Here is a 20019-nt window from a genome sequence, read left to right on the forward strand (position 1 = left end):
ACGTGTATTCGGCCCCATTGTTTTATAGCGTCGGGCTATACGCGCTACTTCGGTAGCTAGCTGCTATCCCTTACCCAAGCCGTAAAACGAGATGTTTAGTCGAATAATGTTAAATATACATTAAACCGTTTTGACTGTTAAGTAGGATATTTCTATATTTCAAACATGAAAAAAATCTTCACTTTGAAAAAAATTATTCTTTTACTAAGTCTGCATTGCGGATTACTAACATTTGCACAAACAAATTCCGAAACAATTAAGAAAAATCAAGAAGCCATAATAGAGGAATTCGTTACCAATTGTGCCGAAAAATACAGTTATAATTCTCAAATGTCCGAGTGGCAACAATGTCTTGACGCGGGAATAAAAAAAGACAGTACAATCTCCTATTTATGGCAACAAAAAGCAATGCCGTATTTTAAAGCTAGAAAATACGAAATTGGAATGGTTTATTTGGACAAAGCGGTACAATTAAATCCGGAAAAACATCAGTCATATAGGGCTTTTATCAAATGTATTTTTGCTAAAACGTATAAGGAGTCCATTTCAGATTTTGAGGATTGCATCAAGAAATTCGGGAATAGCTATGTGATGGATCATACCTACAATTTTTATATTGGCTTGTGTTATTTGCAACTCAATGAATATGCTAAAGCAGAGAAACTTTTTGGAGAATACAATGATGATATTTTTAAAAACCGACAAGGATTAGAACATCCTACCGCTTTGTTTTATTATGGAGTTTCAAAATATGAACTAAAAAAATGGGAAGAAGCAATTGTTGTTTTTGATAAAGCGCTAAAATTGTATCCCAATTTATCGGATGCTAAATACTATAAAGCGATTTGCTTAGCTCGATTGAATAAAAAAGAAGAAGCCAAAAAGATATTAGAAGAAGCAAAACAAGACGGAAAATCGGGTTATACTATTAATGAGGATAATGTAATTTATGAAACCTATCCTTATCAAGTACGATGGAAGTCGTAAAACAATGTTAAGTTCAATATCAATATCAAACAATAATATGAAATCAAAACAATTCTTACTAATCGGATTACTCTTTATTACTGCTCTATCTTTTGCACAAATCAATCCCTTAATTGTTCCTGCAAATGTCATTTTGCCAAAAGATACTTTGGTTGCCAAACAACTGGTAAAATCATTAAATGGCTTTTTGAGTCAAAAAGAAAGCCCTAATAAAGAGAACGTTTTTGTTTTAAAAGAAGACCTGCTAGAAACGTCAATCCTTCTTGACGAAATGAAAGGAATCGAGAAAAGCCCAAAGGTTAAAGACGATAATTTCTATAAAGGCTATTTAACCAACATCGTGCAAATCGACAAAAGTAATTTCATAATTCAGATTTCATATATAGGTATAAACGAAAACACGCCGATTTTGAACGCCAGTTTTGAAATTCTAGCCAAATATATAGACGACAAATTCTATTTCTTATCGCCTTTGCAACGCAATACTTTTTCTTGGCAAACCAAAAAAATAGGAAATACTACCTTTCATTTCAAAAAAGAATTGAACACCAAAGTCGCCAGTGAGTATGTAAAAGATGTCTCATTGTTTGACAAAAAACTAAATGCCCCGCAGGACAATATTGTATGGTACGGTTGTAATGATATGCCAGAACTGTTGAAAAACATTGGAGTTTTGTGCAAATTAGAATACAATGGACGCTCCGTTAGTACTTTCGATGCTAATGAAAACAAAACCACTTTGTTAGTCAATGGAACTTACAATACGAGTTTCAATAGTTTTGACCCGCACGATTTATGGCACGAAAGAGCCAGAAATGTTATTCCAAAATACACAATCAACAAACCGGTTGATGAAGGATGTGCTTATCTTTATGGTGGAAGTTGGGGTATCAGTTGGTCTCAAATCCTAAAAACATTCAAAGAAAAAGTAGCCAACAATCCAAAATCAGATTGGCTGAGTTTGTATGACGGTTTTTATAATTTTGGCGAAAGCAAAGAAAAACACCTTATCGTGAGCTATTTGATTAACGCTTTAATCGTTGAAAAAATCGAAAAAGAAAAAGGTTTTCCTGCCGTTATCGAATTGCTTAGTTGCGGTAAATATGAAAAAAGCAATGATAATTATTTTAAGGTTCTTGAAAAACTGACAGGAATCAACAGAGGTAATTTTAATGAAAACGTTTGGGCATTAATCAAAAAAAGCGGGAAGTAACAAATGTAATTTTGGCTTTGCAGTGCTAAGTTGACAGAATTATTTATTAGGAATTCAACAAAAATAGTTTTCAAAAATAATGTACCTTTGGTAGAAATACCACCAAATCATGAATGGAACATTAAATAAAGTGATGCTAATAGGCCACCTTGGCGACGATGTCAAAATGCATTATTTTGACGGGGGAAACTGTATCGGAAGATTTCAATTGGCTACCAATGAAGTGTACGTCAATAAAACGACCAACGAGAAAATCACTTCAACCGAATGGCATAATTTGGTTGTGCGCAATAAAGCCGCCGAAATATGTGAAAAATACCTTTCTAAAGGAGATAAAATATATGTTGAAGGGCGTATCAAATCCAGACAATGGCAAGCCGAAGACGGTTCTACCAAACATACGATGGAAATTCAGGTAACTGAGTTTACTTTTTTGACCACAAAAAAAGATACTGAAAGCAATAAAGCATTAAATTCCCAAGAATCCACAAAAAACACTAACTTTGACCCTCAAAATAACGGTTTGCCTATCAACGACTTGCCGTTTTAATTGTTTAACTAATTTATAAGAATTTGGACCCAGAGCCCAGTTTACAGATTGCTTCTCAAGTTGACCTTACTTTAGTATTTGGTTTTATCGGAATTATTATTTTGCTGTTTTGCTCAGCAATAGTTTCGGGTGCCGAAGTCGCTTTGTTCTCTTTATCGCAAAAAGATTTGGAGGATACTATTCTAGAAAACAATTCAAAAGGGAAAATTATAGCCCAGCTTCTTGAAAAACCAAAAAAACTTTTAGCCACATTACTAGTTGCCAATAATTTTATAAACATAGGGGTTGTTATTTTGTTTTCTTTTGTTGGAAAAGAAATTTTTGAAGCTATAGGTTCGCCGCTATTAAAATTCATTACCGAAGTAATTTTGGTAACTTTCCTGTTGTTGCTTTTTGGTGAAGTTTTGCCCAAAGTATATGCTAGTCGAAACAATATAAAATTTGCTCAATTGATTGCTTACCCTATTTCTGGATTGGATAAATTATTGTCGCCAGTAAGTATTCCGATGCGTTCTGTGACCTTGTATTTGCAAAATAAATTGGGAAAACAAAAAACAAATTTCTCGGTAGATCAACTTTCACAGGCTTTAGAGCTGACTGATACTGGCGAAACTTCAACCGAAGAGCAAAAGATATTGGAAGGAATTGTCTCTTTTGGGAATACCGATACCAAGCAGGTAATGAGTCCGAGAATTGATGTTTTTGCTCTGGAAATCACTGAAACATTTGCGGAAATCTATACCAAAATAATAGAAAAAGGATTCTCTAGGATTCCTGTATATAGAGATAATATTGACCAAATAGAAGGCGTTTTGTTTGTCAAAGATTTACTTCCATATATCAACGACACCGAGTTTGATTGGACAGCTTTATTACGAGAACCTTTTTTTGTACCTGAAAATAAAAAACTGGACAATTTGCTCAAAGACTTTCAAAGTATGAAAAGCCACTTGGCTATTGTTGTTGATGAATACGGCGGAACCTCAGGATTAGTTTCGCTAGAAGATGTTATCGAAGAGATAGTAGGTGAAATCAGTGATGAATTTGATGATGCACCCGTTAATTTCTCCAAAATTGATGATAAAAATTATATTTTTGAGGGCAAAATAAACCTGAAAGATTTCTATAGGATTATTGATGTGGATGAAGATTTATTTGAAGAACGAAAAGGGGAAGCAGAGACTTTGGCTGGATTTATTCTTGAAATTTTGGGTAACTTCCCCAAAAAAGGTCAGAAGATAGTTTTTGAAAACTGTACGTTTGTCATTGAATCGGTTGATCAAAAACGTGTCAAACAAATTAAAGTAACGATTGAATAAATTACAATATGCTTAAAAAATTTACTGTCATAGCACTACTCTTTACATTCTTCTTTTCTGTAGTGGGATGTAAAAATGATGTTTTGCCAAAACCGTCGAGTTATTTACGACTGGATTATCCCGAAGCGGAGTACATTACGCATAAAGGACATTGCCCATTTGAATTTGATGTCAATTCGAAAGCAATTGTCAAAGAAGATAAGGGATGTGGCTACTCGATTACGTATCCAAAGATGAAGGCTACTATTTATTTGACTTATAAACCAGTAAGTAATAATATGAATAAATTGCTTAGAGACGCTCAAAAACTTACGTACGAGCACGTTATAAAAGCCGATGATATATTGGAACAGCCTTATATAAACCCGGATAAAAAAGTGTACGGTATGTTTTATCAGGTAGATGGAAATGCGGCTACAAATTCCCAGTTTTATGCCACCGATAGTATTAAACATTTTGTTACGGGTTCGGTTTATTTTTATGCCAAACCCAATTTTGACTCCATCATGCCAGCGGCCAGTTATATCAAAAATGATATGCAGCGGTTGATGGAAACCTTGAAGTGGAAGTAAGATAAAAATGCTTGACTGAAATAGTGCATAGCTGCCGAAATGGTACACTGATTATACGCATTAAACTGAATGGGGCAGTTTTTATTATTGCGCATTGAAACATAAAAAAAAGCATTCGCCAGCGACGAATGCTTTTTTTTTAGAAATAAGTCAGTTTTACGACTTCATATCTGAAACTTTATATGTTTTTCCGTCACCGGTTGCTTGAACTACTTTGGTTAAGCTTTTTGGAGTTTGAACCGTTTTGTCAAAAGTTACCGTTGCTAGTTTTTTGTCAAAATCGACTTTGGCAGTTTGAACACCATCTAATGCCGTTAATTCCTCCTGAATTGTTGCGGCACAACCTATGGCGCAAGTCATTCCTTCTATTTTGAAGCTTGCTGTTTGTAAATTGGCAGCAGCAATTTCCTTTTTAACTTTAGGTGCTGCGGTTTCTGAAGTAGTTTCGGCTTTCACTTCGGCTTTATTGTCTTTGCAGCTTGCAAAAAGTAAACCTGAAAGTACTGCCATTGCGATTGATTTTTTGAAATTCATTATGATATGATTTTAAATGATTTAGTTTCTAATAATTGGTTGCAAAATTAATAAAAAAAGAAGCTGTAGTTTCTAAAATTATTACAATTTTGCATCAAAAAAGTGTTTATGATGACAAAGCAGTTGAAATGGGTTTATTTGTTGGTTCTTTCCCTAATTTGGGGGAGTTCGTTTATATTGATCAAAAAAGGATTAGTCGGATTGACCGCTTTTCAGTTGGGTTCTCTGCGTATTATTTTTGCTGCACTTTTTTTATTTCTTATTGGATTTAAGAGTTTGTTGAAAATTCCAAGTCATCAATGGAAATATGTTGCATTAACTTCCCTGTTTGGAACATTTGTTCCTGCTTACCTTTTTGCGATTGCCGAAACCCAGATCGATAGTTCGATTACGGCCATTTTAAATTCTTTGACTCCTCTGAATACCTTGATTCTGGGCGCTGCTTTTTTTGGTATTACTTTCAGGAGAAGTCAGATTTGGGGAGTGATCATCGGACTTTTGGGAAGTATGCTTTTGGTTTTTAACGGAGCGGTGAACCATCCTGAACAAAACTATTATTATGCTATTCTGGTTTTGATTGCATCGATTTGTTATGCTGTGAATGTCAATTTGATTAAAAAATATTTATCAGATTTGACGCCTTTAAGTATCACTACTGGGAATTTTTTCATCTTACTTTTTCCAGCTTTGGGAATTTTGTTTTTTACCGATTTTTTTAATGTGGTTCATGTCGAAAAAGTGCAGCATTCCCTTTGGTTTATATTGGTTTTAGGAGTACTCGGGACAGGAATTGCTAATGTGATTTTCTTTAAACTGATACAAGTGTCATCGCCTGTTTTTGCTACATCGGTTACGTATTTAATTCCAATTGTTGCTTTCTTTTGGGGATTGCTGGACAATGAGATGTTGACGTTTGTGCAATGTATTGGTGCTTTTGTGATTTTGATTGGGGTTTATTTGTCGGCTAAAAAATAGTTTTTGATTTTGAAATGCAGTAATATACTTCTATTTCGTGAAGCTGCGTGAGGGATAGAAATAAGCTACCAAAGTAGCATGAATAGCCCGACCCTGTTGCGTAAAGTGGCTTTGTAAGCGGTACTATAAGTAAGCCACTTTGCTCAACTGGGGCACGCCCAAAAAATAGGAATGAATTATTTTTTATATTCGGGTTTTGATGCGGGATTTCCATAAGTGTCAAAATAGAACATCGGAATTTTTAGTTTTTCCAATTCTGGGGCAATCTCAGATCCTTTTCCGGCAATTACGATTCGGATGTTGTCGATTAGGAAATAGGTGTTGGCCACACGCAATACATCGTCGGCATTTACATCATTTATGGTTTGGATGTATTTTTCGTAAAAGTCGGCAGGCAGTTTTTCGGTTTCGATGTTTAGTGCATATCGAGCAACTGCTTGTGGTTTTTCTACCTGCATGACAAATCTCCCGATATAACCCGCTTTTACAGTTTGCAGTACTTCGTTGGTTACTTTTTCGGTTCTGATTCTTTTTATTTCTTTGATGAATTCTGCCACGGCTCTATGCGTAACTGCATTTCTAACGGCAGATTTGGCAAAGAATTTGGTTGTGTATTTTCCGGCTCCTATGCTTGATCTAGCGCCATACGTCCAACCATGTTTTTCGCGTAAATTCATGTTCAAGTAACTGTTGAAATCTCCTCCTAGGATTTGATTGGCAATTACAACAGGGAAAAAATCAGGATCTCCCATTTTTAAATTCACGGTATTGATCAACGTGATTTCTGACTGAACGGCATTGGGGACATCAACTAAGTTGATTTGCAGATTTGAAGCATTTATCGGAGTGTCATAAGATGTCTTAAATGTGTTTCTTTTTTCCCAAGTGCCAAATAATTTTTCTACAGCAACTTTTACATTGTTGAATTTTACGTCGCCCACAACTACTAGATAAGCGTTTTCCGGGACAAAATGATTATGGTAATTAGCTTCTACATCACCAATTGTTATGTTGTTTAAGGTTGTCTCAGTCATGAATTCGCCCGAGGGATGGTTCTTGCCAAAAGCTAAAACATCTGCAACGCGGCTGGCAATTGCGGGAACACTTTTTTCTTCGGCTTTCAAGCCTTCTATTAATTTGGCTTTTTCTTTGTCGAAATCTTCTTGAGTGAAATTTGGGTGTAAGGCACCTTCGGCCATTAATTCCAAAACTCTTCCACTGTATTTGGAAAGCGAATTTGCGGTAGCGCCATGGGAACTAAAATTGATGTCAACGCCCCAAAAGTCAATTTCTTCATTGAAAGATTTCTTGGTTGTTTTCTTGCTGCCATTTCCAATTAAGTTACTGGTTAGCTCATCGACTCCTTTTTTGTTACCTTCCACAAAGGGAGCATTGTCTAGGGTTAGGTTGAAAGATACTCTTGGTAATTTATGGTTTTCCACGACCAGTACTTTCATGCCATTTGCTAAGACAAAGGTTTGTGGTTTTTTGATATTTATTATAGGTGATTTTCCGGGTTTGGGTTGCGTGCGATTTTGTGCTTGCATAATTCCTGTTAATAATGAAAGGATGAATACTGTGCTCTTTTTGTGATATCGGTTTCTTTAATTAAGAGGTTTTTGCCGGTATGTAATCTAAAAGTAAACGTTGATTTGGATTTAGGTATTTTTTAGCTACCGCTCTAATTTCTTCCCGTGTGATAGAATGGTACAGTTCAATTTCGGTATTGATCAGGTTGATGTCTTTGTAAAGCAGGTAATACGTTGCCAGATTACTGGCAATTCCTTCAATTGTAGCATTAGTGTTTACGAAGTTGTTGTCAAATTTGTTTTGTAATTTTTGATAGTCACTTTCGCAAATCAAATCGGTTTGGATTTTTACGATTTCTTCGTCGATTTCTTTCAGTAGGTCATTGATGGTGAAGTTGCCCATCGGCAAGCCGTATACGATGTACATGCCGTAATCTTCCTGACTAAAACCTACCGCTCCAATTTGCAAAGCCATTTTTTTATCATCTACCACTTTCTTGTATAGTTTGGAGCTTTTTCCATCGCTCAGATAAGAAGAAATTAAATCCAATACTCTAGCATCCCTGCTTTTCATGGATGGAGTGCGGTAACTGGCGACCAACATCGGGATTTGAATATTGGGATCTTCATAGGAGGCTTTGATAGTTTGTGTGATGGGTTCTTCCAGATATGTTTTTTTAGGAACTATTTCACCTTTAGGAATTGGCCCAAAGTATTTTTGAATCCATTCTTTGGTTTGTTTTTTTTCAAAATCGCCTGCAACTACCAAAACAGCATTGTTGGGTAAATAGAATTTTTTATTGAATGCCTGAAATTCTTCCAGTGTTGCAGCATCTATATGTTCCATTGAGCCTATGGTTGTCCAGCGGTATGGATGGTTTTTGAACATGTTTTCCTTTACAGCGGCCAATATGTTTCCATAAGGGCGATTGTCATAGCTTGTTCTTTTTTCTTCTTTTACGACTTCGTTTTGGGTATCCACTCCAATTTTATTTATGATAGGATGCATTAATCTTTCGGATTCCATCCAAAGTCCTAATTCTAGATTGTTTGATGGGAATATTTCATAATAATAGGTTCTGTCATCTGTAGTGTTGGCATTATTGGTTCCTCCGTTTGAAGTTACAATTTTAAACCATTCGCCTCTTTTGATATTTTTGGTTCCTTCAAATAATAAATGTTCAAAAAAGTGAGCAAAGCCAGTTCGGTCAGGACTCTCGTCTTTCGCTCCTACGTGGTACATAGCTGAGGTGATAACAACTGGAGCAGAAGCGTCATGGTGTAAAATTACATGTAGCCCGTTGTCTAAATCGTATTCCTCGAAAACTACTTTTTGGGCCGAAGCCACTCCTCCTAACATTAATGCAGCACTTGACATCATTATTTGTTTTTTATTGGTAACTGTTTTTTGATTTTGTAGCACAAAAGTACTTTTTTTTATCCTGAGGAAAGTAAGTAAATTCAGCATTAGGAATATATTAACGTTATTTTGTTTTACATCGGTAACTATTTCAAAAATAGGATGAAATAGACTTTTAAAAAGGTGTAAAATATTTTTTCGGTAAAGAATTGCAGGGTAAATATTTAATTGTATATTTGCAACCTTAAAAATTATTAAAACAATTCAGTATGTATGCAATCGTAGAGATAGCAGGGCAACAGTTTAAAGTAAGCAAAGACCTAAAGGTTTACGTTAATCGTTTGGTAAATGAAGAAGGATCAAAAGTTTCTTTTGATAAAGTTTATTTAGTAGATGACAACGGTTCAATCACAATAGGCGCCCCAGCTATAGAAGGTGCTTCAGTAGAAGCTAAAGTGTTACAACACTTAAAAGGAGATAAAGTTATCGTTTTCAAAAAGAAAAGAAGAAAAGGATACAAGAAAAGAAACGGTCACAGACAATATCTTACTCAAATTGTAATTGAAGGTATTACTACTGGCGGAACTGTAAAGAAAGCAGCTGCTAAAAAAGCGGTTGTTGCTGAAGCTACTACAGAAGAAGTAGAAGCAGCTCCAAAAGTAAAGAAAGCTCCAAAGGCTAAAAAAGAAGATACACAAGAATAATAACAAAATAAACTAATACGTCATGGCTCACAAGAAAGGTGTCGGTAGTTCCAAGAATGGTAGAGAATCAGAATCAAAACGTTTAGGCGTTAAGATTTTTGGTGGACAAGCTGCTATCGCAGGGAACATCATCGTAAGACAAAGAGGTTCAAAACACAATCCAGGTGAAAACGTTTACATCAGTAAAGATCACACCCTACACGCAAGAGTAGATGGAGTTGTTCAGTTCCAAAAGAAAAGAGATAATAAATCTTATGTTTCTATACTTCCATTCGAAGCATAATCATAAGAATTAAATATTATTGCAAAACCCGTTTCGAAAGAAACGGGTTTTTTGTTTTAGGATTGTTTTTAATTGTATCGATTAATTTAGTCTATTCGCTATTTGATTAAATGCGTCAATTTGATTGGCATGCTGTAAAGGAGTAATATTTGATCGCAAACTTAATCTTGTGAATACATGGATATCAGAATCCATTAATTGTGCGTCAATGTGAGCTCCTGTGCTTGTTTTTAATCCTTTGTAGATTAATACAGTACTTGTTGTGCTTGCTACTGGATCATGTAATGAATGAAATACTTTTAAATAGGTTTCAGTTGGGAGTGTCATCCCGTCTTCCAATCCTTTGCGCACCGTTTTCATTACGGCGTTAAGCTCATTGATTGTTTGATAGGGTCTAAATCGATACCAGTATTTATTTTCTTCTGAAGTCTGGTCCGATTCAACATAAACCAACATTGGACCAATAATACCGCTAATAGATTGAAGTTTGTTGGAAGGGACAACAATTGGGTCAATTAAAAATAAATTTTTTGGAGGTAGATGAGAATTGAAATACCCTGATTTTACTAATTCCAGAATTAGGGTTCCTCCTGTTGACGAACCTACAATGCTGATTTTGGTATAGCCAAGTGCTATTAATTTCTCATATTCGTCCGTAATGGCAGAGCGCCAGTCTTCCCATCTGGAAGCTTTAAATGATGCGTAATCTCTGCCGTGTCCATCAAGTAATACTTGTGATATTCTGTAGGTAGAAGAGCTGTTTGACCAATCTTTAAATTCCTGCCATTCAAAAGTGGTTGCGGAATACCCGTGAATGGCAAGTATAATATGCTTGCTTAAATCTGTGGGTGTTGGGGTAGGGTATTTTGCCGAAACTAAAAATTCTTCAGGATTATATAATGAAGGATCAAAGATGACATTGCCATCTAGCAAATCATCTGTGATGTTGGGGTTGCTACACGAGTAGAATAAGGCTGCAATCGCAAACAGGAGAAATAGTTTTGATTTATTCATTGCATTGCTTTTTAAACAGTGTGTAATAAATGTCGAGATGAAAGTATAGGGGTTGTAAGGTTCCTGGCGAATAGCCTTCTTTTTCGGTAATAATATAATATCCGGCCCCTAAATTCAATGAAAGTGGCACTTGTGGTATATCGAAAGTGAAACCAATTTCAGGTGAAAAGAGAAATGCTGTATTTGGGATTTCATCAAAAATGTCCTCTTCTAAATCCGAGTAAAAATAACCAGCGTTTAATCGAGTTACAAAACGAAAGGTTTTGTTTCGGTTAAATAGCCAACTGCCGGAAAAGATATAATTGTCTTGCTTAATAGCATTCGAATTATACGCAGATCCCAATCTTGAAGTTACGTAATCAAAGCCGACAAAAAATTGGTCAGGCTTAAATTTCGCGAATGAATATTGTGCCGAAATTCCATTTTCCCAATACATTTCTTGCGTCTTTTGAAAACGTCCACCTAATTTGAGAGTTTGCGCCTGTGCAATGAAACTGTAAAATATCAACGAAAAAAGTATTGTCTTTTTCAATAGAAATGGTTTGTATTAATATTTGGTTTTTTTGGGTAATTTCATATGTAAGTTGTTTTAAAACAATGGTTTGTGATTCTGTTATTTCAAAACTGAAACAGGAATGTAAATCCAGTAACAGCTGTTAAACTTCCATTTTGATTATGATTTAACTATAAGTTTGATGGATTGAATGAAAATCCAACACTAAAAAACAATCTCATTTTGTCGATGTTGTTTATCCATGAGGTGTCAAAATGAATAGGTCCCAAGATAGATTGGTAAGACAGGGCGGCTCCTCCTGATAACAGTAGACTAGTTTGAGTGGACTTATCCCAATTTCCTTTTGGAGAAAAAGCATCGTCAATGTATTCGTTGAAATTTTTAAAACCAACGGACGCCATATTGAAATGCGGAGTTATGTAGATCTTGCCTAGTGGGTTTATTTGGGCTCCTAATCTTACTCCCATAAATTGCGAAACGTTGACTTCGTCTTCGTGTAAACCTGGAAAAGAAAAACGGTTGTTTCCTGAACTAGGTAGGATACCTCCAAGAAAGTATTTAGCGGCATAGCCGTATTCAGAAAACGACACGTCATTGTTTTGGAGTTTGTCTTCGAATATAAAGTTGGCGTCAAAACCTATCATGCAAGTGATTTTCTTTTGTAATAGCATTCTTTTTTCAATCCCGAACCCTAATTTGGTAAATCCGTTTGTTTGCCCCGAATAGTTGGTTAAATTAGGATCTGTAAAGGATGCATTGGCATTGCTAAATAAGGAACGGTTTACATTGGCCCTTATAATTGTTCCAGTTGTTGCAAAGAAAACTTTATCCATATCATTGTACGAATAATGTGCATTTACTTCTGCGTCTTGAAAGTTGTAGTTCTTAAGCAATAATACATTCGGATTCAAATAAGGGTCGTTTTTTGGTTTTACTTCGGTGTAATGGTAATCTAATCCAATGCCAATAAAACTTTTTAAGGAATTCAAGTTTCTGTTTGCCTGATTGTTGAACTCAAAGGCATTATAAAGCATGTTGTCTGCCGATTTTCCGTCGATGAAGAGTTCCTGTTTTAAAAAGGCACCATAAAGCTCAGAACTCCACCACCAGTCTTTGTTTTTTCCAAAACTTTTTTGGAAATTAACTCTTCCTTTTGGCTGTTCGGCTATATCGGCGGTAATGATAAGGCGGGAAGATGGCGCGAGGATATTTCGTCCCGTATAATTAAGAATCAATCCAACTCCACGGTAAGTGTCATAGTGAAGTGATGCATTGACTAAGTTTTTGGAGTATTCGAAGCCATTTAAGGTTAGTCCTATTTTGTTTTCATTGGTTATGAAATAGTTGTAAGTTATTTGGTGGAAAAGGTTGGTTCCCATGGCTCGATTAATGCCTTTAATCAAATCTTTGGTTGTGTATTGTGCTTTTGGTTTAATGTTTGTTCTTGCTAGTACAAGAGGGATGTTTTCCTTGCTTATGCCTTTATAAACAATGGTGTCTACAAAAAAATCATTCGCCATTTTAGGGAGCTCATGAGTTCGCTGTTGAAAGCCTTGCAGTTTTTTTGCCAACTCGGCTAATGCTGGGAGGTTTTGGACAGTTGCAATTTTACCGTCTTTGTAAATTTCGTTGCTTTTATTAAAATCGCCTGTAGAGAATCTCAAGTTGGGTAAGTGATCAACAAGGATTGTGCAATTTTTTCGATTTTCCGGATTTTTGATGTTGCTTGGAAACATACTGGTCTGCATCAATATGGTCACAAAACTGTCTAGTTTTTCAACAGGTTCCATTCCTCCACCCACATCACTACCAATTATGATGTCGGCACCCAATTGTTTGGCAACATCGGTTGGAAAATTGTTCATTACGCCTCCATCCACGAGAAGAGTTCCCTCGTAGGGCATTGGTTTGAAAACTGCCGGCAACGACATGCTTGCTCTCATGGCAAATGCCAAACTTCCTTTGTCGAGAATCACTTCTTTTCCGTTTACAACATCGGTGGCCATCGCTTTAAATGGAATTGAAAGCTTGTCAAAATCTTTGACATTATAAACCGGAAAAGTCAGTTCAGAAAGGTATTCCCTTAAATTTTGATCGTTTAATATCGAAGTCATGTTGGTGGGTTTTCCGTCTTTGATACCTATGCCTGCCAAATATCTTTGAAATTCGCTTTTTTCCTCAACACCAACATCTTTTAGAGACATGCTACCACCCAGCAATTTGTCCCAGTCAATGTTTTTTGTGAGTTTTGCTATACTGTCGCCCGAATATCCCATGGAATATAAGCCTCCCATGATGCTTCCCATACTGTTTCCAATAACGACATCTGGAACGATATGTAAAGAGTCTAGTGCTTGTAAGAGTGGGATGTGTGCTACTCCTTTGGCACCACCACCACTTAATACTAATATGACTTTTGGTTTTTTTTCTTGGGCAAAATTGATTTGACTAGTGATAAAAAAAATAAATAAAAGGTAAAGGGGGAAATGTTTTTTCAAAGCTTTTTGTTTAGAGTTGGTGATTAAGGGTAAATAGGTTGGTTTTATTTAATGATAATACTAAGATATTGAAAATTATATTTTTAAAGCAATAAAAAGAATATTAAAAATAAGGTTCTTTTTGGCTGTCGTCATTTTTAGGCAAACAAAAAACCCTCACATTTCTGCAAGGGTTCTAAATCTGAAATCATAAATCGCTAATCAGCAATCTAAAATCTAGTATCTGTAGTATTCTGGTTTGAATGGACCTTGAACTTCAACTCCAATATAAGCAGCTTGATCGTCACGTAAAGTTTCCAATTCAACTCCTAATTTTGCTAAGTGTAACATTGCCACTTTTTCATCTAAATGTTTTGGTAACATATAAACTTCATTGTTGTAAGCAGCGCTGTTTTTCCACAATTCGATTTGTGCCAAAGTTTGGTTGGTGAATGAGTTACTCATTACAAAACTTGGGTGACCTGTAGCACAACCAAGGTTTACCAAACGACCTTCAGCCAAAATGATGATATCTTTTCCTGCGATAGTATATTTGTCAACTTGCGGTTTGATTTCGATTTTTGAAGCACCGTGGTTTTTGTTCAACCAAGCCATGTCAATTTCGTTGTCAAAGTGTCCAATGTTACAAACGATAGTCTTGTCTTTCATTTTTTCGAAATGAGAACCCAAAACGATATCTTTATTTCCGGTTGTGGTGATGATGATATCAGCATTAGCTACAACAGTATCTAATTTTTTAACTTCAAAACCGTCCATTGCAGCTTGTAAAGCACAAATTGGGTCAATTTCAGTAACAGTTACAATAGAACCAGCACCTCTAAAAGAAGCAGCAGTTCCTTTTCCAACATCACCGTATCCACAAACGATTACTCTTTTTCCAGCCAACATAATGTCTGTAGCACGACGAACCGCATCAACAGCAGATTCTTTACATCCGTATTTGTTGTCAAATTTAGATTTAGTAACCGAGTCATTTACGTTGATAGCAGGCATTGGCAATGTTCCAGCTTTTACTCTTTCGTATAATCTGTGTACACCAGTTGTAGTTTCTTCAGACAATCCTTTGATTCCGGCAACCAATTCCGGGTAACGGTCAATAACCATGTTAGTCAAATCTCCACCGTCATCAAGAATCATGTTCAATGGTTTTCTGTCTTCACCAAAGAATAATGTTTGCTCGATACACCAGTCAAAATCCACTTCGTTCAAACCTTTCCAAGCATAAACTTGAATTCCGGCAGCAGCAATAGCAGCAGCAGCTTGATCTTGAGTAGAGAAAATGTTACAAGAACTCCAAGTCACTTCAGCACCAAGAGCAATCAATGTTTCTATCAAAACGGCAGTTTGAATCGTCATGTGCAAACATCCTGCAATACGAGCACCTTTAAGAGGTTGTTCGTCTTTGTATTCTGCACGAAGCGCCATTAATCCTGGCATTTCAGCTTCAGCTAGTTCAATTTCTTTTCTTCCCCAGGCTGCTAGAGAAATGTCTTTTACTTTGAAAGCCACAAAAGGCATAGTCGTTGTACTCATTTATAGTATATTTGTATTGTAAAATTTTTTGCAAATTTAGGCAATAAGTTTAGAAATAAACTAATTTATGCGAGATTTGTGATTTGTTTAATGTCTTAATCTTTTGAACATTAGATAAATAATTTTTTTTGGAGCTAATCCCGCTATCCGCTATATCTTTTTCCGTGCAAAAAAGCACGAAAAAAGGATGCCGCTACTATCGGGGCTAAAAATCACCACAACAACATCATGCCATTATACAAAGCCATAGTCTTAAATCCATCTACCCAAATCCTCGTTTGGGAAATAACCGAATCTTATCAGGAGCTTTTTGAGGCAGTCGTTCTCAATGATAGTAATATGAATCGATTGAACGGCATGAAGTCCGAAATACATCAACGTGCTTTCTTAAGTGTTCGCAAACTGTTTCAGATAGCAGGTTACACGGATTTTGATTTGTATTATGACGAATTCGGAAAACCGCATTTGCATGATGGTAAACATATTTCAATTACCCATTCCCATCAATTTTCGGCCATTATTTTAAGTGATGAAGTGGTTGGAATCGATATCGAACTACAACGCGAAAAAATCATCCGCATTGCCGATAAATTCGCCGATACAGAGTTTTCTTTTTTAAATCCAGACGAAAAAACAGAATACATTAGAAAGCTAACCGTGATTTGGGGTGTCAAAGAAGCGATATTTAAAATTAGAAACGAAAAAGGAATTAGTTTCAGAGATCATATTAAAGTCGAAGCTTTTGAAATGAACGATCTGAAAACCAAAAGCGAACTTCACTTTGACAGTATAATCAAAGAGTTTAATGTATGTTTTGAAGAATTTGAATCAAAAGACAATAATGGTTTAGAACAAAATTTCACTCTGGTTTATGCTTTTGAATAATCAGGAATAATTTTAAATCTTTGATTAGCTTTGTCACTTCTTAGTTAATCTTTGTGTAACTGTGTATGACAAATATTTATAATGCTATAATTCAGGCCAAAACGGAAAAACGAAAATTACTTGCCATTCTTCTCGATCCCGATAAAATTGTTTGGGAAAATTTGGGATATTTAATCGAAAAAATTAATCAATCACCTGCAACACATATTTTCATTGGCGGAAGTCATGTTCAAAATAATATTTTGGATGAATTGATCATTCGTCTAAAACAATTCCCCCCTTTAGTAGATCGAGGGGTTTTGCCTATTGTCCTTTTTCCTGGAAATCCATCTCAGATTTCTGCCCACGCAGATGCAATTCTATTTCTTTCCTTAATATCAGGCCGGAACCCCGATTATCTGATAGAGCATCAAGTAGATGCAGTGCCAATTTTGAAAAAAACTGAACTCGAAATTATTTCGACAGGTTATATGTTAATCGAAAGTGGCAGTGAAACAGCTGTGGCCAGAGTGAGTAACACTAAACCATTGGACAGAAATAATAGCGATTATGCGATGCACACCGCCCAAGCAGGGGAAATGTTGGGACATAAACTCATTTATCTCGAAGCGGGAAGTGGTGCAAAAAAAGCAGTTCCTTTTGAAATGATAAAAAAAGTATCAAATAATATTGAAATTCCTCTAATTGTTGGTGGCGGAATTATAGATTTGCAAGGCATTCAAAAAGCCTACGAAGCTGGAGCCGATTTGGTAGTTATTGGTACCGCTTTTGAAAATGATCATAATTTTTTTGAATCAAGCCCAATCTAAAATCGTTAATCATAAATCTAAAATTTTAAATGTTAGACTATTTTTTTTCCCAATACAAAGGTTACCCGATTCACGAAGTTTACTTAGAATTGATTGGCGTTTTTTTTGGCCTTTGGAGTGTTTGGTGTGCCAAGAAAGACAATATTTGGGTTTTTCCAACGGGTTTAATTAGTACGTCTATATATGCTTATTTGCTTTGGCAATGGAGTTTATTGGGAGATTCCATGATTAATGTGTATTATTTTATAATGAGTATTTATGGGTGGTATCACTGGACGCGAAAAAAAGGGGATGTCGATGAATTTCCAGTATCTGTGATGACTAATAAGGAAAAAGTGATGGCGGTTGTTATTTTTGTATTGACCCTCATTTTTGTAATTATAGTCTATCTTTATTTTAATAAATTTGCAAGCTGGTATTCGTACGTTGATACCTTTTTGACTGCAATATTTTTTGTGGGTATGTGGTTGATGGCCAAAAGAAAAATTGAAAATTGGATTTTTTGGATTGTAGGAGATTTACTTTCCATACCGCTTTATTTTACAAAAGGTTATACTTTTACCTGTTTTCAATATATAATATTTACAATTATTGCCGTTTATGGCTATTTAGAATGGAAGAAAATCTTGAACAGCTCGCAAAATCTGGAGCTTCGCCAATTATAAAAATTGCCATTTTTGGACCAGAATCTACTGGAAAAACTACTTTGGCAACACAACTAGCCGAATATTATAAAACGGTTTGGGTTCCCGAATTCGCACGTGATTATCTACAGGAAAAATTAGATAGCGGTCGCGGTATTTGTGATATTGATGATATGTTGCCTATTGCATATGGACAAACCAAATTGGAAAACGAAAGTGCCTTAATTGCGAATAAGTATCTTTTTTGTGATACAAATTTGTTGGTAACCAAAGTGTTTTCTGAATTGTATTATAATTTTTGTGATTCATTATTGGATAAAGCGGCGCGTGCCCATCAATATGATTTGTTTTTCTTGACAGATATAGATGTGCCATGGGAAGATGATGGTTTGAGAGACAGTCCAGAGGGAAGAGAAAGTGTTTTTGAGGTATTCAAACAATCGTTGATTGATAATAAAAAACCTTTTATTACCATTTCAGGTGATAAAGAAACCCGTTTAAAGAAAGCAGTTGCAATCATTGAGGATTTGACGATGGCTTTTCAGATGGGGTTTACTTCTCTTGATTTTTTACAAATTTATGAACATGGTGTTCCTTTAGAAAATATAAAAACACAGTTTGATATTTTTAAAAAAGGAATTCAAAAAAGTGTTCTGGTCAATCCAGCGACTTTAAATAATGGAATCCTAAAATTATCAGATGCCGATTTTGAACAAAAAGCTAATTATTTTGATGCTAATATATCAAAACTAAAACTAAAGAAATTTGTTCCGGCTTCTGGTGCGGCAACAAGAATGTTTAAGTTTTTGAGTGCTTTTTTGAATGAGTTTGATTTTGAAAATGAAAGTATCAATGCCTACATCAATAGAAAAAAAGATACTGAACTGGCTCTTTTTATTATTGGAATGGATAAATTCCCATTTTTTGAAGCTGTAGATAAAAAACTGAAGGAAATATATCCCGATTTTAATACTTTGGGGCGTGATTATAAAAATTATTATTTTATTAAGACTCTCTTGTCTCCAGAATATTTCGACTTTGCCAATAAGCCAAAAGGTATCCTTCCATTTCATAAATATGCAACTCATATAGCACCTCCTATTCAGGAACACTTGTATGAATGTGCGTTTTATGCCACTTCAAATAATCAGTCCAATTTGCATTTGACGGTTTCCGAAAATCATCAAGCGCAATTTGAGGAAATTATTGAAAATGTAAAAGGAGAAATTGAGTCTAAATCAAATTCAACAATAGCAGTCAGTTATTCGTATCAAAAGAAAGAAACCGACACCGTTGCTGTTGACAATGAAAATAAGCCTTTTCGAAATGAAAAAGGGATGCTGGTCTTTAGGCCTGGAGGTCATGGCGCTTTGATAGAGAATTTAAATGCAATTGACGCCGATGTTGTTTTTATAAAAAATATTGATAATGTAAGTCAAAATAACATTAAACAGATTTCTTTTTATAAGAAAGCATTAGCAGGTGTCCTGATAGAGTTACAACATCAGATTTTTGAATATTTGAAAGCATTGGAGAATCATGAAATCAGTTCAGAAAAAATAAGTGAAATTTTAGTTTTTCTGAAAAAGCAATTAAATATCGAGTTAAATGATGATTTTCATAAATTCAAATTGAAAAACCAAATCAGAAAATTAAAGGAAATGCTAGACAAGCCTATCAGAGTTTGTGGAATGGTAAAAAATGAAGGAGAACCGGGTGGTGGCCCATTTTGGGTAAGGGGAATGGATGGAGAATTGACGTTGCAAATTGTTGAGACTTCACAGATTGATTTGAATAATGCTGCACAATTGAAAATTCTGGGTAATGCTACTCATTTTAATCCAGTGGATTTAGTTTGCGGATTGAAGAATTATCAAAACCAAAAATTCGATTTAAAGGAGTTTGTAGATCCTAATAGTGGCTTTATAGTGCATAAAAATAGTGGAGGAATGGATTTAAAAGCCTATGAATTACCTGGTTTATGGAATGGAGCGATGGCCAATTGGCTGACTGTTTTTGTAGAGGTTCCTTTGTTTACTTTTAGTCCTGTAAAAACTGTAAATGATTTATTAAAACCAGCACATCAACCGATATAA

The 20019-nt window shown here is 35.3% G+C and carries 19 protein-coding genes; 12 read left to right on the forward strand and 7 right to left on the reverse strand.

The features are described from left to right. Nucleotides 1-165: 165 nt before the first annotated feature. The 5 genes from KZH69_RS03105 (at nt 166) to gldD (ending at nt 4641) form a co-directional block, all read left to right on the forward strand. Nucleotides 166-987 (forward strand): tetratricopeptide repeat protein, encoded by an 822-nt coding sequence (locus KZH69_RS03105; RefSeq protein WP_219316000.1) that lies wholly within the window; start codon nt 166-168, stop codon nt 985-987. A 37-nt stretch (nt 988-1024) separates the two neighbouring features. Further along, nucleotides 1025-2200: a hypothetical protein gene (locus KZH69_RS03110; RefSeq protein ID WP_219316001.1), complete on the forward strand. Its 1176-nt coding sequence runs from the start codon at nt 1025-1027 to the stop codon at nt 2198-2200. Nucleotides 2201-2309: 109 nt separating this feature from the next. Continuing rightward, nucleotides 2310-2750, forward strand: a complete 441-nt coding sequence (locus tag KZH69_RS03115) for a single-stranded DNA-binding protein (RefSeq protein WP_219316002.1) — start codon at nt 2310-2312, stop codon at nt 2748-2750. A gap of 23 nt (nt 2751-2773) precedes the next feature. Continuing rightward, on the forward strand, nt 2774-4069 hold the full coding sequence (locus tag KZH69_RS03120) for a gliding motility-associated protein GldE (RefSeq protein ID WP_219316003.1): 1296 nt from the start codon (nt 2774-2776) through the stop codon (nt 4067-4069). A gap of 8 nt (nt 4070-4077) precedes the next feature. After that, nucleotides 4078-4641: a gliding motility lipoprotein GldD gene (gldD, locus tag KZH69_RS03125; protein WP_219316004.1), complete on the forward strand. Its 564-nt coding sequence runs from the start codon at nt 4078-4080 to the stop codon at nt 4639-4641. A gap of 156 nt (nt 4642-4797) precedes the next feature. Here gldD and KZH69_RS03130 read toward each other — a convergent pair whose 3' ends face one another. Next, nucleotides 4798-5175 carry a heavy-metal-associated domain-containing protein gene (locus KZH69_RS03130; protein ID WP_219316005.1) on the reverse strand — a complete coding sequence of 126 codons (378 nt, stop codon included), beginning with the start codon at nt 5173-5175 and terminating at the stop codon, nt 4798-4800. A gap of 108 nt (nt 5176-5283) precedes the next feature. Between KZH69_RS03130 and KZH69_RS03135 the strand changes: the two genes are divergently transcribed. Continuing rightward, nucleotides 5284-6150, forward strand: coding sequence for a DMT family transporter (locus tag KZH69_RS03135; RefSeq protein ID WP_219316006.1), 867 nt, complete (start codon nt 5284-5286; stop codon nt 6148-6150). Between the two features lie 176 nt (nt 6151-6326). Here the strand turns inward: KZH69_RS03135 and KZH69_RS03140 are convergent, their stop codons facing one another. Next, on the reverse strand, nt 6327-7697 hold the full coding sequence (locus KZH69_RS03140) for a M16 family metallopeptidase (protein ID WP_219316007.1): 1371 nt from the start codon (nt 7695-7697) through the stop codon (nt 6327-6329). 61 nt (nt 7698-7758) lie between these two features. Further along, the gene (locus KZH69_RS03145) at nt 7759-9057 is read right to left on the reverse strand and encodes a M16 family metallopeptidase (protein ID WP_439649421.1); all 1299 of its coding nucleotides are present in this window, start codon (nt 9055-9057) and stop codon (nt 7759-7761) included. A gap of 251 nt (nt 9058-9308) precedes the next feature. Between KZH69_RS03145 and rplU the strand changes: the two genes are divergently transcribed. Together rplU and rpmA are read left to right on the forward strand one after the other, a co-directional pair. Then, nucleotides 9309-9743 (forward strand): 50S ribosomal protein L21, encoded by a 435-nt coding sequence (gene rplU, locus KZH69_RS03150; protein WP_219316008.1) that lies wholly within the window; start codon nt 9309-9311, stop codon nt 9741-9743. 22 nt (nt 9744-9765) lie between these two features. Next, nucleotides 9766-10026, forward strand: coding sequence for a 50S ribosomal protein L27 (gene rpmA / locus KZH69_RS03155; protein WP_111409679.1), 261 nt, complete (start codon nt 9766-9768; stop codon nt 10024-10026). A gap of 81 nt (nt 10027-10107) precedes the next feature. Here rpmA and KZH69_RS03160 read toward each other — a convergent pair whose 3' ends face one another. From KZH69_RS03160 to ahcY, 4 genes are all read right to left on the reverse strand, one after another. Further along, nucleotides 10108-11040, reverse strand: a complete 933-nt coding sequence (locus KZH69_RS03160; protein ID WP_219316009.1) for an alpha/beta hydrolase — start codon at nt 11038-11040, stop codon at nt 10108-10110. After that, complete coding sequence (locus KZH69_RS03165) at nt 11033-11572, reverse strand: hypothetical protein (RefSeq protein WP_219316010.1); 540 nt, start codon at nt 11570-11572, stop codon at nt 11033-11035. The genes KZH69_RS03160 and KZH69_RS03165 overlap by 8 nt, the downstream gene beginning before the upstream one ends. 152 nt (nt 11573-11724) lie before the next feature. Further along, nucleotides 11725-14052 carry a patatin-like phospholipase family protein gene (locus KZH69_RS03170; protein WP_255557627.1) on the reverse strand — a complete coding sequence of 776 codons (2328 nt, stop codon included), beginning with the start codon at nt 14050-14052 and terminating at the stop codon, nt 11725-11727. 216 nt (nt 14053-14268) lie between these two features. Beyond that, nucleotides 14269-15585 carry an adenosylhomocysteinase gene (ahcY, locus tag KZH69_RS03175; protein WP_116796265.1) on the reverse strand — a complete coding sequence of 439 codons (1317 nt, stop codon included), beginning with the start codon at nt 15583-15585 and terminating at the stop codon, nt 14269-14271. A gap of 228 nt (nt 15586-15813) precedes the next feature. Here ahcY and KZH69_RS03180 point away from each other — a divergent pair, with 228 nt between their 5' ends. From KZH69_RS03180 to KZH69_RS03195, 4 genes are all read left to right on the forward strand, one after another. Further along, the gene (locus tag KZH69_RS03180) at nt 15814-16470 is read left to right on the forward strand and encodes a 4'-phosphopantetheinyl transferase family protein (RefSeq protein ID WP_219316011.1); all 657 of its coding nucleotides are present in this window, start codon (nt 15814-15816) and stop codon (nt 16468-16470) included. A gap of 65 nt (nt 16471-16535) precedes the next feature. Continuing rightward, nucleotides 16536-17279, forward strand: coding sequence for a phosphoglycerol geranylgeranyltransferase (locus KZH69_RS03185; protein ID WP_219316012.1), 744 nt, complete (start codon nt 16536-16538; stop codon nt 17277-17279). Between the two features lie 29 nt (nt 17280-17308). After that, nucleotides 17309-17944, forward strand: a complete 636-nt coding sequence (gene pnuC, locus KZH69_RS03190) for a nicotinamide riboside transporter PnuC (protein ID WP_219316013.1) — start codon at nt 17309-17311, stop codon at nt 17942-17944. Further along, a complete protein-coding gene (locus KZH69_RS03195; protein WP_219316014.1) occupies nt 17893-20019 on the forward strand; it encodes a DUF4301 family protein in 2127 nt (708 codons plus the stop codon). The genes pnuC and KZH69_RS03195 overlap by 52 nt, the downstream gene beginning before the upstream one ends.

It is taken from the genome of Flavobacterium taihuense, assembly GCF_019351435.1.
Lineage (GTDB): Bacteria > Bacteroidota > Bacteroidia > Flavobacteriales > Flavobacteriaceae > Flavobacterium > Flavobacterium taihuense.